Origin of the sequence: Lichenicoccus sp., from assembly GCF_965276875.1 — a bacterium.
Lineage (GTDB): Bacteria > Pseudomonadota > Alphaproteobacteria > Acetobacterales > Acetobacteraceae > Lichenicoccus.
The window spans coordinates 2,814,955-2,829,062 of the sequence record NZ_OZ255701.1; the positions used below are offsets into that span (position 1 = coordinate 2,814,955).

Below are 14,108 nucleotides of genomic sequence, written 5' to 3' on the forward strand. Positions count from 1 at the left end.
GACCCGGCACGGCGGTCGCGCGGCATCCTGGTCCGACGGTTACAACTTCTTAGGGTTTGACCCCCTAAGATCATGGGCTCGCAACGACCGATCCGTCCAGCCGCGGCTAAACCGGTTGAACAGGAGCCATGCATGTCCCTTTCGCTCGACCGTTTCAGCATCAGAGTAAAGGTGGTCGGGGCATTCTCGCTTGTCCTGCTGCTTTTGCTCGGTCTGAGCGCCACCGCCGTCGAACGGCTGTCGGCGATCAATCATCGCGCCGCGGATATCCGCGACAACTGGCTGCCAAAGACGGGAGAGCAAGGGCGCCTGTTGATCGCGCTGCAGAAGGTCCGCCTTCTCGAAGCACGCTATTCACTGGCCCTCACCGATGGTGAGCGCAAGCAGATCGGCGCGGCCATTGCCGCTGGCCGCCACGAGGTCGAGCACTTGCGCGCAGCCTACGGCTCCATGACCGATGCAGGCAGTGTTGAGGCGCGCCTGATGCGCACGTTCGATCGGAAGTGGGCGGATCACACGACGCTCGTCAATCGTGATATTGGCCCTGGCGGTGACCCCGAGAACCTCTTCGCCGATGAGGAGCAGAAGAGTTTCGCCGCGGCGTTCAAAGCATCCGAGGCGGCGCTGCATGCGAGCCTTGCTCATGGCAGAAACGCGGCAGAGGCAAGTGCCGCTCTCTATGTGACGACAAAGCGCGTCATCCTTGCCGTGGCGGCAGCGTCCATTGCAGCTTGCGCTCTGCTGTCCTGGGCCATCATCAGGGATGTATCGGTGCCAATTCGCCGGATTACTCTCATTATGAAACGGCTTGCCGACCACGACCTGGACGTTGCCGTTACGGGATCGGATCGCCGCGACGAAATCGGCGGCATTGCCGCCGCGGTTCGGGTTTTCAGGGACAACATGATCGAGCGCGACCGGCTGGCGTCCGAGCAGCAAGCGGAAGAGGCCGCAAAGACCAGTCGAGCCGCCCGCGTGGAAACGCTGCTCCAGACGTTTGAGGGAAAATTTGGCGAGATGGCCGAGGTCCTCGCGGCCGCCTCCACCGAGCTTGAGGCGACGGCGGCAAGCATGACGGGTTCGGCGCAGCAGACCAATCAGCAGGCCGACCAGGTGGCGTCCGCCGCAATGCTGGCGAGCACCGGCGTGCATTCCGTCGCCTCGGCGGCCGAGGAACTGTCCACCTCGGTTGCGGAGATTTCACGTCGGATCAGGCATTCAACAAAAATGACCGGGCAGGCGGTCATCGACGCGCGCCGTGCCGATGTTACCGTCCAGGCGCTTGCCGATAGTGCCGAAAAGGTCGGACGGGTGGTCGGCCTCATCGCCGACATCGCGGGCCAGACCAACCTGCTGGCGCTGAATGCCACGATCGAGGCTGCGCGCGCCGGCGAGGCAGGTCGGGGGTTCGCCGTCGTGGCATCGGAGGTCAAGAGCCTGGCTGCGCAAACCGGGGCCGCGACCGAGGAGATCGGACGTCAGATCGAGGAGATCCAATCCGCGACGCGAAATGCGGTGGCGTCCATTCGCGATATCTCACGGGTCGTGGAGGAGCTCGGCGGCATCGCGACGGCTGTTGCCGCGGCGGTCGAAGAGCAGGGAACGGCGACGGCGGAGATCGCTCGCAACGCTCAGAGCACTGCGCTGGCCACGGAGACGGTGACCCGGAGCATCTCAGGCGTCAGCACCGCAGCCAACGACACCAAGGCTGCCGCCAGCCAGGTATTGGGCTCGGCTTCCGGACTGTCGCGACAGGCGGAGGGTCTGTCGAGCGAGGTCTCCGTGTTCATGCGCGGGGTTCGGGCGGCCTGAGTGGATACTGACCCGGGCCCATGATCGGCGCGACTACCGATTGACGGCAAAGCCTGTATCTTCTTGTGCGCTCGCCAGGATGAGGTCCGCATGCCGCCTAGCCCAAGCCTTTCCCGCAGGTGGGTCCTGCGCGGCACCGTATCCACTTTGCTCTGGTCCTCGCTCTGCCCTGGGCCCGCGGTCGCCGCCTCGACGCAGCCTCTGCTGGTGTTCGCCGCGGCCAGCCTGACCAATGCTTTGACCCAGGTCGACGCGCTCTGGCAGGCGCAGGGCCATCCCGCATCGCGTTTCTCATTCGCTTCCAGCGGCACGCTGGCGCAGCAGATCGACCACGGAGCACCCGCCGACCTGTTCGTTTCCGCCGACGAGAAATGGATGGACTGGCTCGCGGCGCGCGGCCGCCTTGTTGCCGGTAGCAGGCAGGATCTGCTGGGCAACCGGCTGGTGCTGGTGGAGCGCAAGGCGGACCTGAAGCCGGTGATCCTGGGGCCGCATACCGATTTTGCGGCGGTGCTCGGTGCGCAGGGCAGGCTGGCGGTGGGTGAGCCCGCTTCTGTGCCGGCAGGGATCTATGCCAAGCAGGCGCTGACCAAGCTCGGCCTGTGGAACGCCATTCAGGGGCGGCTGGCGCCGGCCGAGAATGTCCGCGCGGCACTGCTTCTGGTCGAGCGTGGCGAGGCGCCCGCCGGCATCGTCTACGCCACGGACGTCCCGGTGGCCCCGGGGCTTGCGGTCGCCGGCATCTTTCCCGAGAGCAGCCACACGCCGATCGTCTATCCCGGTGCGGTGCTCAAGGCCGCGGGCCAGCCCAAGCGGGCGGCGGCACTGCTATCCGATCTCGGCGGTGGTGCGGCACAGGCGATCTTCCACAATCTCGGCTTCTCCAAACCGCCCGGCGCCTGACCTTGGGTGCCTGAAGGCAGGACGCATGACCGCTTGGCTCAGCCCCGCGCAATGGGAGTCCGTGCAGCTTACGCTTGACGTCTCGACCCGCGCCGTTCTGCTGGCGTTTCCGGTCGCGGTGGCGGCGTCCTGGCTGCTCACCCGGCCGCGGCTCCCCGGCCGGCCGCTGCTCGATGCGCTGGTGCATTTGCCGCTGGTGCTGCCGCCGGTGGTCACCGGCTGGCTGTTGCTGGTGGTGTTCGGGATGGAGGGGCCGGTCGGAGGCCTGCTCTGGCGATGGTTCGGCATGCGCCTCGCCTTTACCACCAATGGCGCCAGCCTGGCCTGCGCGGTGATGATCCTGCCTTTGATGGTGCGCGCCATACGACTGTCGATGGAGGCGGTGGATCCTGGCCTAATGGCGGCGGCGGCTGGGCTCGGCGCCAGCCCGCTCGATCGCTTCGCAACCGTGCTGCTGCCGCTCGCGGCCCCCGGGCTGCTGGCCGCCCTGGTCAGCGGCTATGCCACCAGCCTTGGCGAATTCGGCGCGGTGATCACCTTCGCCGCCGACATCCCCGGCCAGACCCGCACTTTGCCGCTCGCGATCTTCGCCGCCTTGCAGGTCCCCGGGGGCGAAGCGCAGGCGGCTCGGCTGGCGGCTGTCTCGCTGGTGCTGGCGCTCGCCGGCCTGCTGCTTGCCGGGCTGCTTGCGCGAAGGCTCGGGCGGCTGCTCGGCACGCGGGACTGATGGCCGAGCTCGCGGTCAGCATCCAGCACCGGTTTGCCGGTGGGGCCGCACTTGACCTGCGCTTTGCGGCACCGGTGCCAGGTGTGGTGGCGCTGTTCGGGCCCTCCGGCGCCGGCAAGAGTTCGCTGGTGCATTGCATCGCCGGATTGCTCCGCGCCCAGCATAGTGTGGTGCGGATCGGTGACTCGGTGCTCTCCGACGCGCGTTCCTGGCTGCGGCCGGAGCAGCGTCGGGTCGGTCTGGTGTTCCAGCAGGCGCGGCTGTTCCCGCATCTCAGCGTGCGCGCCAACCTGGAGTATGGCGCGCGCCGGAGCCGTGCGGCGGCGGCACCGGACGCGCCCGGCTTCGACGAATTGGCGGCCCTGCTCGGCCTGGAGGCGTTGCTGTCGCGGCGGCCACGCACGCTTTCGGGCGGCGAGCGGCAGCGCGTGGCGATCGGCCGCGCGATCCTGTCGCGGCCGCTGCTGCTGGCGCTGGACGAGCCGCTCGCCAATCTCGACGATGCACGACGCGACGAAATCCTGCCCTATCTCGGCCGCCTGCGGGCGCGCTTGTCGCTGCCGATCCTGTATGTGACGCATGCGCTCGACGAGGTGATCCGGCTCGCCGATACGCTGGTGCTGATCCAGGGCGGACGTGTGCTGGCGTGCGGGCCGACGGCGGCGGTGCTGGGCGACGTCGCCGGCCCGCTCGTCGCGCGCGACGACGCCGCCAGCCTCCTGCACGGCCGCATCGTCGCCGTGGAGCCGGAGTCCGGCCTGGCACAGGTCGCCGCGGGCGGATTTGTGCTGCGGTTGCCGGCGTCTGGACATGCGGTGGGCGCCGCCTTGCGCCTGAAGCTGCCGGCGCGCGAGGTGATGCTGGCAGGTCTCGCCCCGTTGCCGCCGCTCAGCGTGCAGAACCTGCTCGCAGCCCGGGTGCTGGCGGTCTCCGCCCCTGACGCGGCGAGCGGCGTGGTCACGGTGGCATTGTCGCCGCAGGCCGGCGGCGAGGGGATCCTGCTGTCGAAGGTGACCGCGGACTCCGCGCGCCGGCTTGCGGTCGCACCCGGAATGCCGATGCTGGCGTTGGTGAAATCCGTCTCGATCGAGGTGCTGGCATGACCGAAGGTGCACGAGTGACCGGCGAGCCCTGCTGGCTGATCCGCGCGCGCGAGGTCCAGGCGATCGCGCAGACCGGGCTGGCATTCAGCCGCGATCCCTATGACCGCGAACGCTACGAAGCGCTTCGCCGGATCGCCGCAAGCATGATGGCCGCCGGCGTCGACGCCGAGCCCGCGGCGCTGCTCGCCACCTTCCAAGCCGAACAGGGCTATGCCACGCCAAAGATCGATGTGCGCGGCGCCGTGTTCGACGACGAGGACCGGCTGCTGCTGGTGCGCGAGACCGCGGACGATGGACGCTGGACCCTGCCGGGCGGCTGGGCAGACGTGAACCAGACGGCGTCGGAATGCGTGGTGCGCGAAATTCAAGAGGAGTCCGGCTACACCGCGCGGGCCCTCAAGCTGGCGCTGCTGCACGACCGCGCGCGTCAGGGCCACCAGCCAGCCGGCCTGTTCTCCATCTACAAGCTCTTCTTCGTCTGCGCCCTGACCGGCGGTGCGGCACGTGGCAGCCTGGAGACCAGCGCGGTGGGGTTCTTCGCCGAGCACGCGATCCCCGCCGATCTCTCGACCAGCCGGACACTGCCGCACCAGATCGCGCGGCTGTTCGCGCATCATCGCGATCCCAGCCTGCCGACAGAATTTGATTGACCGTGTCCCTGGACGGCAAGGCCAGGCTTTGACATGCATCACGCCGATGACCCGTAACCCGCGCCATGATTTCGTCGCCGCCCAGTACGGCCCGCGTGCCGCGGCGTACGTCGAGAGCATCACGCACAGCCAGGGTGCGGATCTCGATCAGATCGAAGCCCTGCTGACCGGCTGGCCCCAGGCCCGCGTGCTCGATCTCGGCTGCGGCGGCGGCCACGTCAGCCTGCGCGCGGCACCGCATGTAGCCGAGGTGGTGGCCTGCGACGTGACTCCCGACATGCTCGACGCCGTGCGCCGGACCGCGGCCGCCCGCGGTCTGGACAACATCCAGGTGCGCGAGGGCGCCGCCGAGGCGCTGCCGTTCGAGGCGGCCTGCTTCGACGTCGTGCTGTCCCGCTTCTCGGCGCATCACTGGCAGGATCTCGAAGCCGGGCTGCGCGAAGTGCGGCGCGTGCTGCGACCGGACGGCCTCGCCGTGCTGATAGACACCGTGGCGCCGGAGGATCCGATGCTCGACACCCACCTGCAGGCGATCGAGCTGCTGCGCGACGCCTCGCACGTGCGCAACTTTAGGCTCGCAGAATGGGTTGCCGCCCTGTCGCGCAGCCGGTTGCCGGCGCACGGCCTGACCTGCCGGCGTCTGCCGCTGGAGTTCGCGAGCTGGATCGCCCGCACCCGTCCGGATGCGGTTCGCGTTGCTGCGATTCACGCCATCCAGGACACGGCACCGGTCGCCGCGCGCGCGTATTTCGAGGTCGCCGGCGACGGCAGCTTCACCATCGACACCATGACCGTGCTCGCAAGCCCGGCCTAGGAGCACCGCCATATGCCGACCTCTTTCAGCATGACCATCTGCGGCATTGAGGAACTGGCCGGCCATAACCAGGCCGGCTTCACCCATGTGCTGTCGATCCTCGACCCGCAATGGCCGGTGCCCGAAGCCTTTGGTGCCTACGGCGAGCATGAGCGGCTGGAGCTGCGCTTCGACGACATCATCGAGGAGACGCCGGGGATGATCGCGCCGCAAGCGTCGGACGTGCGTGCTTTGCTCGATTTCGGCCGTGACCTGATGGCCGAGCCAGGTGCCAACCTTCTGGTCCATTGTCATGCCGGCGTCTCGCGCTCGACCGCGTCGATGCTGCTGATCCTCGCACAGGCGCGCCCCGACCTGGGTGCCGAGGCGGTCGCCGCCGAGATCCTGCGTATCCGCGCCAAAGCCTGGCCGAACCTGCGTATCGTGGAACTCGGCGATGCGGCCCTAGGTCGTGGCGGCACGCTGGCGTCGGCGGTGATCGGTCTCTACCGCGAGCAGCTCGCCCGTCGTCCGGAGCTCGGCGAGTTCATGACCGAGGCAGGGCGCGCGCGCGAGGTGGCGCTCGCCGGCGGAGCATCATCCGGCTGACGAAATCCTGCAGGGCCCGCGCCGACCTGACCGCAAACATAAGCCCGCATCAGCCTGGACCCCCGGCGGCTTTCAGCGCATCGCTCAGAATGTCCTGGATGCTGCGGCCGGTTTCCGCCGAACGCCGATGCAGCCAACGGTGCATCGGCACCGTCGCCCGGTAGGTCAGGGCGACCGTCGGCTCCGGCCGGACGAAGTCGAACCGCTCCTGCACGAAACCCCGCCGCGCGTCACCCGACACCGGCGGCGGCGCGAACAGGCTGGGCTGGGTTGCGCCGTCCCGTGGCGAGAGGCCCCGCTGCCGCTCCAGCATCGTCATGCGTCGGTCCAGGGCCGCCTGGATCAGGCTCTGGCTGGTGGTCGAGAAGCGTCGCACCAGCTGCTTCATGCGGTCGTAGCGCGGCAGGTCCAGGCGGACGGTCACCGGGATGGTGCCAAGGCGACGCGACGGCGCGGCCGAGGGCACAAGCGGCGCGTCCTGGCGGCGGGACGACGGTTCCGACAGCGGCGTGATCTGCATGCATCCCCCCCGACTCGCCGGCGCGCGTCCAGCTTCAGGCTTGTACACCGCCGCGCATGATCCGCCAGACGCGCCTTCCAGTTGGCAAGGTTCAGCGCCCAGCTTAGCGCGCAAGCGCGAGGGTCCTCCGAGCCAGGAACATCGAGACCATCGTTGCCCCGAAGCCCGCAATGCTCAGCAAGGCGCCAAGACCAGGCAAGGTCTGGTAGGTGAAGCCAGCGCCCAGGGCGACGGCGCCCAGCCATGCCCCGGCGGCATTTCCAAGATTGAACGCGCCCTGGTTGAGCGTCGCCACCAGATTTGGCGCTTCCGGCGCGGTATCGATGACCCGCATCTGCAGCGGGGTCGCGGCGGCGAAGGTCAGCACGCCCCAGATCAGGAGTGTGACGGCTGCCGGCAGGATCGTCGGCAGCGTCAGCATCAACGCTGCCAGGACAGCGGTCAGTCCCAGCTGTACTCCGGCAATGCTCTCCATCAGCCGCCAGTCGCCCAACCGGCCACCGATCAGGTTGCCGGCCGTGATGCCGACGCCGAGCAGCAGCAACAACCAGGTTACCGCGCTCGGTCGAAGATGGGTGACCTGTTCGAGCATGGGCGTGATGAAGGTGAAGACGCTGAACAGGCTCGCCGAGAGCAGCGCGCTCATCGACATCGCCAGGATCACCTGCGGCTTGCGCAGCACCGCAAACTCCGCGAGCAGCCGGCTTGCCTGCGGCTTCGGCGTTCGTGGCAGCGCCCATGCGATGACGGCAGTCGCGGCCAAGGCGATCGCGACCACGCACCAGAATGCCGCGCGCCACCCGGCGACCTGGCCGAGGGCGGTGCCGGCCGGCACGCCAAGCACGTTGGCCAGGGTCAGTCCGCTGAACATGACGGCGATGGCTTGTCCGCGTTTGGCCGGCGACACCAGCTCGGCTGCCACGATCGAGCCGATGCCGAAGAAGGCGCCGTGGCATAACGCCGTCAGGATGCGGGCCGCCATCAGCAGCGCATAGTCGGGCGCGATTGCGCAGAGCAGGTTGCCGGCAGCGTAGGTCCCGATCAGGGCGAGCAACGCGGCCTTGCGCGGGGCGCGCGCGGTGGCCACCGCGAGGATCGGCGCGCCAATAACCACGCCCAGGGCATAGCCGGTCACCAGCAGGCCGGCGCTCGGGATCGTGACGTGCAGGTCGTGCGCGACGTCGGGCAGCAGGCCCACGATAACGAACTCGCTGGTCCCTATGGCGAACGCGGCCAGGGCCAGCGCGAACAGGGGGAAGGACATCATTGGATCCGGCCTTTACGACGAACGGGGGCGCCCAGTTGGGAGTCCGCAGGCGCACAATCAGATAGGCCAGTATCCTGTCGCAACGCACAAAACCACCTTCCGGCGCGCGCGACGCGGTGTGACCCAGGTCAGGCTCCTGGTTCGCGTGTGGCAAGCGGTTCCGCTTGAGCCCAAAACACTCTGGTCTGGAGCGGGATCGGCGTAGATGGCGCTTATCCTGCTCTGGCGGAGAGGCCGGCCAGTAGCGCGCTGCGGTCCTGTAGCGCGTTGCGTACAGCCATGATGCTGGCGTGGATATCAACCGCGGCTTCAATCATCCAGGTGGCCGTCGCGGTGACCAGCAGCGCGCGCAGGAATTCGGCGTGTCCGGCCATCACTTCATCGGCTTCGGCAAGGCGTCGCAGGGTTACCGCCTCGGTGCGGAAGCGCTCGGTCATGCGGTCGCTCTCTGGTGCCGGCAGGCTGCGTATCTGGCCTTCGAGTACGCCCAGCTCGCGACCGATTGCCTCGAGCGTCTGTGCGCCGCGCAGCGCCTTTGCCTCAGGCCTCGGCTGCGTACGCGATGGCGCCGGCAGGAACTCCTGTCGCCAGGCCGCCTCGGCCGCCTCGACGCTATGGCGCGCAGCACCCAAGGTTTCGCAGACTTTGGCGCGCACCAGCAGGTCGTCGGCGCGCAGCTGATTCTCCAGCCTATAGAAATTATAGCCCCAGCCATGAAACAGGTTGATCGCGATCTGCGACAGCCGGCCCGCCTCGTAGAACGGCGCCGTGCTCATCGTGGCGTATCCTTGATGCCGGCGAGGGCCGCGGCCGAGCTCGCCAGCGGGCCGCCGATCTGGAACGGCACGCCGGCCGCGGCATTCGGCGCCGAGACCAGGCCTTTGTCGGCCATACGCAGCGCCAGATAGTAGCGGATCGCCTCGATTGGAGTGAGACCGATCGCCTGCAGCGAGATCAGCTCGCGCATCCGCTCGTCACGCGGCAGGATCAGGATCTTCAGGTCGTTGAGCAGGATGCCGTAGATGCGCAGGAAGTCGGCAAGATGCGCCTTCACCCCCTCGCGCAGTTCGTTAATATGCTCGTTGATGTTTTCCAGGCGGGTGACCTGGACAACCTGGTTGATCGCCTGCTCGATCGCCGGCCCTGCGTAGTCGGCGATCTCGGCGGTATTGATGACATTGCCGGTGAACGGCAAATGAGTGATCAGGTCGAGGGCGGCCTGCTTGCTGTCGACATGGATGTAATAATCCGCTTGGTAGGAGACCTCGGCCATCTCGGCACTGGTGGCGATGCCGCTGCTGCGCACCAGCAGCTTGGCGCGATTGACGTAGATGACCTCATACACCCAGGGCGAGGCGCCGCCGAAGAAGCCCTGCACGATGGAGCCGACCAGCGGCTTGTCCGGCGTGGTCAGCGCGTATTGGCCGGTGTCATAGACCTGCAGCACCGCGCCGCGCGACTTCAGGATGCAGAAATGATTGCTCTCGACGGTCAGCAACGAGCCCGAGACAATGCTCTCGTCCATGATTTTTATGGCGACGTTGCGCACACCCAGCATGTCGGTGCCGTCGCGATTAAGCGCGGTGATGACCTGTCGCGTCAGGGCCACGGGCGATTTCCTTAATGGCGATGGGTCACGTCGCTGCCTCGGCGCGCAACCGCGCGACGCGGACCGGGACCGGCGGGTGCGAGTAATGGTAGAGCGCATAGAGCGGATCGGGGGTCAACGTGCTGGCATTGTCCCGGCTGAGTCGGACCAGGGCCGCGATCATCGGTCCGGCACCGGCGCGGCTGCGGGCAAATGCGTCCGCCTGGAACTCGTGCCGGCGCGAGATCCAGTTACCGAGCAGGGACGCGAGTGGGCCGACCAGCGACCAGCACAGCAGGCACGCGACCAGGCTCAGCGCCGCGTCGCGATGCTGGATGCCAAAGGCCGGCAGCAGCCAGGGCTGGTGCGCCAGCCAGCCGAACCCGGCCAGCACCACGAACAACACCACTGCCGAGCGAAGCAATCCTTGCAGGATATGGCCATGACGAAAATGGCCGAGTTCGTGAGCGACGATCGCGCGCACCTCCTCGATCGGGCTGCCGTCGATCAGCGTGTCGAACAGCACGATCCGCTTGTTGCGGCCGAAGCCGATGAAATAGGCATTGCCGTGCGACGAGCGGCGCGAGGCGTCCATGGTAAACAGCGCGGCCGCGCGGAAGCCGCATTCGCGCACCAGGGCTGTGATCCCCTGGCGCAGCTCGCCCTCGGGTAGCGGCGTAAACCGGTTGAAGCGCGGCGCGATCAGCCGGACATACACCGCGGGTGCCCCCAGCATCAGCACCACCAGCCCGAGCCAGCCGTAGAGCCACCAAAGCCCAGCGACGCGAGCGATCAGCCAGAAGGCGACGAACAGCAGCGGCGTTGCGAGCAGCAAACCGATGCCCCAGCCGCGCAGACGATCGCGTGCATACAAAGCCGGCGTGGTGCGGTTGAAGCCAAAGCCCTGCTCGACGACGAAGGTGCCATAGAGCGAGAACGGCAGCGCCAGCAATGCGCCGATGGCGGCGTAGGCCAGTACGAAGCCGACACTGCGCCCGAGCGAGGGCGGTGTCGCAGCGGCAAGTAGTCCGTAGAGCAGGTCGAAGCCGACGAGCAGCCAGGCGGCCCCGACGAGCCATTGCCAAACCTGCCGCACCATCGCCAGCCGCTCCCGTGCGACCGTGTATTCTGCGGCGCGGCGATGCTGTTCAACGGTTATCGCATGCGCGAAATCGGCGGGCACCTGCTCGCAATGCGCGCGGACATGCGCAATCTGCCGGCGCGATAGCCATAGCGAGAGGAGCGTCTCAGCAAGCGATGCCAGCAACACGATGATGAGCAATGGGGCAGGCAGAGGTGGCACATGCATGGCTTGCACGTGGCAGCCGGGGGCGCCCGTGGCAAGATCCCTCGTCGATGAGCCTTCCCATCACCATGTGAGCTTTGGTATCGCATGAAGCGGTGCCGAATCCGGGGTCAGGACATGAGTGATTGAAGTTGCCGCGGAAAACCGCGGGAAAGGCCTCGCCGAAGACCCGGATTAATTCTGGGTCCCGCACGCGCCCGCGGCGGCAATATGCGGCATTGCCGGTCCGCTTTGATGCGCAGGGGCGCGTGCAGGTGATGTTGCTGACCTCGCGCGGCACCCGGCGCTGGATCATTCCAAAGGGCTGGCCGATGCCCCGGATCTCGCCGGCCGCGGCCGCCGCACGCGAAGCGTATGAGGAAGCCGGGCTTGAGGGAGTGATCGACAGCGAGACTCCGATCGGCAGCTTTTGCTATTCCAAGGGGCTTGATCGTGGCCGCAAGGCCGACGTTGAGGTCGAGGTGTTCCTGCTCATCGTCTCGCGCCAGCTCGACTCGTGGCCGGAGCAGGCCGAGCGCGGCACCCGCTGGTGCGATCCCGAGGAGGCGGCAGCGCTGGTCGACGAACCCGGGCTCGCCGACCTGTTGCGGCGCGCGGGCAACGTTCGCGCTCCCGGATCGATCCGACCCCAGGAGCCGCAGAGCTGGCCCTGACCCCCAGCCTTGTCGTCATGCTGGCCCATCGCCGCCAAATCGGCTACGGAACTCGCTGGGTTCGTTTCGCCACCGAGGCATCCTGAGTGGAAATGCGTCGCTTATGCTGCACATCCTGCCGGTCGATCCGCAGCGTGAAGCCCATCATGCGGGCCAGTTCGAACTGGTCCACATCATCCATGTCGCCGTTCATTGGCTGCTCATACCTGTGGAAGCAGCGCTTGGCCTCTGGCTGATCGGGTTGATCATCGCACTGCTCGGCTGGACCGTATGGGCCGCGTGCTGGCTGGTGCGACGTGCAACCGCCGCGCGTCGCGACAGGCATGCGCGGCGGCTTGGCGGGGCGGCCACGCGCGAAAAGCTCTGACAGCATCCGCCCGTCCGGGGCCGCCGATGTCGTGCTTAAGCACTCCTTAGGAAAGATCTGCGACAAATCGTCCACGGCCATTCTGACGCCCGTGGGAGCCTTGCATCATGCCAACAGTTTGGCGTCGTTTGTCGCTCAACGTCCGCCTGTGCGGCGTCGGCGCGGTCATCACTGCATTCGCGGTGCTGCTCACCGCGGGGATCATCCTTCGTCAAGCCGATACGGAAATGCGGCGGCAGGCGCAGACCATGCTCGAATCGGACATGCGCCTGGCTTGGGACCTGGTCGAGGCAGACGCCCGCAGCCAAGATTTTTCGGTCTCCGGACACACCATCCGGGCGGGCAGCCTCGTACTGAACGGCGACAATGCCCTTGTGGACAAGTTCCACGCGATCAATGGCGCCACCGCCACCATCTTCCTCGGCGATCTGCGGGTGGCGACCAACGTGCAAAAGCCGGACGGCTCGCGTGCCATCGGCACGCATCTGGCACGCGGCGCGGTCTATGATCGTGTGCTGCGTGACGGCAAGCCGTTCCGCGGCAAGGCCAACATTCTCGGCACGTCCTACTTCACCGCCTACGATCCGATCCGGTCTGCGGACGGCACCATCATCGGCATCCTCTATGTCGGCGTGAAGACCGCGAGCTTCATGGCCGTCGTCAATCGCATGATCCTGACCAGTGCCGCCGCCGGTGCCGCGGTCACCCTGCTCGGGATTGCCGTGTTGTCGCTGATGGTCCGCCGCAGCCTGCGCGAACTCGGCCGCCTGCGCGACAGCATGACCGCATTGTCTGCCGGAGAGCTTAACGGCACGATTCCGGCCGTTGACCGCGGCGACGAAGTCGGCGCGATGGCGCGCGCGGTCGTCGGGTTCCGCGACGGGCTTGCCGAAGCCGAGCGGCTGCGGGCGGAGCATGCGCAAAGCCAAGCGGCCGCCGAGGTGCTGCGTCAGCAGGCGATGGCGGGGGTCGCGGCGCGGTTCCGCCAAAGCGCCGGGGTCACCCTGGCAGCGCTCACCTCCGCCGCCGGTTCGCTCAGCGGCACCGCCGAGGCGCTATCAGTGACCGCGGAACGGGCCGGCGTGCGAGCCGCGGCCGTAACCAGCGCCGCCGAGGACGCGAGCGCCACATTGGGCAACGTCGCGACGACGGCGGCACAACTCACCGGCTCGATCGCCGAAATCGATCGTCAGGTGGCACAGTCCGGCGAGATCGCGGGCCACGCCGTCGCCGAGGCCAACCGAACCGACGCGGTGATGCGCACGCTGTCCGATAGTGCCGAGAAGATCGGCAAGGTGGTCGGGCTGATCTCCAGCATCGCCAGCCAGACCAGCCTGCTGGCGCTGAACGCGACCATCGAGGCGGCACGCGCCGGCGAAGCGGGCAAGGGCTTCTCGGTCGTCGCCAGCGAGGTCAAGAGCCTGGCCAGTCAGACCGCCCGCGCCACCGAGGAGATTTGCGCCCAGGTCACCCAGATACAGTCCGCCACGGGGAACGCGGTGAGCGCCATCTCGGGCATCACCGAGGTTGTCGAGCGGATGAGCGCGATCTCCGCCACCATCGCGGCCGCCGTCGCCGAGCAGGGTACGGCCACAGCGCAGATCGCGCGCAACGTTCAGCAGACCGCGGCCGGTACGCGCGAGGTGGTGTCGAACATCGCCGGCGTCAGCGAGGCCGCAAGCAACACCGGCTCGGCGGCGCAGACTTTCATGGCGGCGACCGGCGACCTGTCGGCTCGTGCCCGGCGGCTGTCCGGCGAGGTCGACGACTTCCTCGCGGGTCTGCAGGCGGCCTGAACGGCCAAAGGCTC

The 14,108-nt window shown here is 67.7% G+C and carries 15 protein-coding genes; 10 read left to right on the forward strand and 5 right to left on the reverse strand.

The genetic code is table 11. The annotated features are described in order from the left end of the window. Positions 1-132 precede the first annotated feature (132 nt). The 7 genes from ACQY4K_RS13645 to ACQY4K_RS13675 all read left to right on the forward strand — a co-directional run bounded on the left by ACQY4K_RS13645 (position 133) and on the right by ACQY4K_RS13675 (position 6,597). Positions 133-1,812 (forward strand): methyl-accepting chemotaxis protein, encoded by a 1,680-nt coding sequence (locus ACQY4K_RS13645; protein WP_428390740.1) that lies wholly within the window; start codon positions 133-135, stop codon positions 1,810-1,812. A 90-nt stretch (positions 1,813-1,902) separates the two neighbouring features. Next, positions 1,903-2,715 (forward strand): molybdate ABC transporter substrate-binding protein, encoded by an 813-nt coding sequence (gene modA, locus ACQY4K_RS13650; RefSeq protein ID WP_428390741.1) that lies wholly within the window; start codon positions 1,903-1,905, stop codon positions 2,713-2,715. A 25-nt stretch (positions 2,716-2,740) separates the two neighbouring features. Continuing rightward, positions 2,741-3,442 carry a molybdate ABC transporter permease subunit gene (modB, locus tag ACQY4K_RS13655; protein ID WP_428390742.1) on the forward strand — a complete coding sequence of 234 codons (702 nt, stop codon included), beginning with the start codon at positions 2,741-2,743 and terminating at the stop codon, positions 3,440-3,442. After that, on the forward strand, positions 3,442-4,545 hold the full coding sequence (modC, locus tag ACQY4K_RS13660) for a molybdenum ABC transporter ATP-binding protein (RefSeq protein ID WP_428390743.1): 1,104 nt from the start codon (positions 3,442-3,444) through the stop codon (positions 4,543-4,545). Before modB ends, modC begins: the two co-directional genes overlap by 1 nt. Further along, a complete protein-coding gene (locus ACQY4K_RS13665) occupies positions 4,542-5,195 on the forward strand; it encodes an NUDIX hydrolase (protein WP_428390744.1) in 654 nt (217 codons plus the stop codon). Before modC ends, ACQY4K_RS13665 begins: the two co-directional genes overlap by 4 nt. A 46-nt stretch (positions 5,196-5,241) precedes the next feature. Then, a complete protein-coding gene (locus tag ACQY4K_RS13670; protein WP_428390745.1) occupies positions 5,242-6,009 on the forward strand; it encodes a class I SAM-dependent methyltransferase in 768 nt (255 codons plus the stop codon). Positions 6,010-6,021: 12 nt separating this feature from the next. After that, positions 6,022-6,597 (forward strand): tyrosine phosphatase family protein, encoded by a 576-nt coding sequence (locus ACQY4K_RS13675; protein WP_428390746.1) that lies wholly within the window; start codon positions 6,022-6,024, stop codon positions 6,595-6,597. Positions 6,598-6,646: 49 nt separating this feature from the next. Here ACQY4K_RS13675 and ACQY4K_RS13680 read toward each other — a convergent pair whose 3' ends face one another. From ACQY4K_RS13680 to ACQY4K_RS13700, 5 genes are all read right to left on the reverse strand, one after another. After that, positions 6,647-7,117, reverse strand: coding sequence for a hypothetical protein (locus ACQY4K_RS13680; protein WP_428390747.1), 471 nt, complete (start codon positions 7,115-7,117; stop codon positions 6,647-6,649). A 103-nt stretch (positions 7,118-7,220) separates the two neighbouring features. Continuing rightward, positions 7,221-8,384, reverse strand: a complete 1,164-nt coding sequence (locus ACQY4K_RS13685; protein WP_428390748.1) for an MFS transporter — start codon at positions 8,382-8,384, stop codon at positions 7,221-7,223. 212 nt (positions 8,385-8,596) lie between these two features. Beyond that, positions 8,597-9,160: a hypothetical protein gene (locus ACQY4K_RS13690; protein WP_428390749.1), complete on the reverse strand. Its 564-nt coding sequence runs from the start codon at positions 9,158-9,160 to the stop codon at positions 8,597-8,599. Beyond that, entirely contained in the window at positions 9,157-9,993 is an 837-nt protein-coding gene (locus ACQY4K_RS13695; protein ID WP_428390750.1) for an SPFH domain-containing protein, read from the reverse strand. The genes ACQY4K_RS13690 and ACQY4K_RS13695 overlap by 4 nt, the downstream gene beginning before the upstream one ends. A gap of 25 nt (positions 9,994-10,018) precedes the next feature. Next, positions 10,019-11,281: a M48 family metallopeptidase gene (locus ACQY4K_RS13700; protein ID WP_428390751.1), complete on the reverse strand. Its 1,263-nt coding sequence runs from the start codon at positions 11,279-11,281 to the stop codon at positions 10,019-10,021. 122 nt (positions 11,282-11,403) lie between these two features. On the opposite strand from ACQY4K_RS13700, the gene ACQY4K_RS13705 reads away from it, so the two are divergent. The 3 genes from ACQY4K_RS13705 to ACQY4K_RS13715 all read left to right on the forward strand — a co-directional run bounded on the left by ACQY4K_RS13705 (position 11,404) and on the right by ACQY4K_RS13715 (position 14,094). Next, positions 11,404-11,931: an NUDIX hydrolase gene (locus ACQY4K_RS13705; protein WP_428390752.1), complete on the forward strand. Its 528-nt coding sequence runs from the start codon at positions 11,404-11,406 to the stop codon at positions 11,929-11,931. Positions 11,932-12,034: 103 nt separating this feature from the next. Continuing rightward, positions 12,035-12,298, forward strand: coding sequence for a hypothetical protein (locus ACQY4K_RS13710; RefSeq protein ID WP_428390753.1), 264 nt, complete (start codon positions 12,035-12,037; stop codon positions 12,296-12,298). Positions 12,299-12,405: 107 nt separating this feature from the next. Further along, complete coding sequence (locus ACQY4K_RS13715; protein ID WP_428390754.1) at positions 12,406-14,094, forward strand: methyl-accepting chemotaxis protein; 1,689 nt, start codon at positions 12,406-12,408, stop codon at positions 14,092-14,094. Positions 14,095-14,108: the final 14 nt, after the last annotated feature.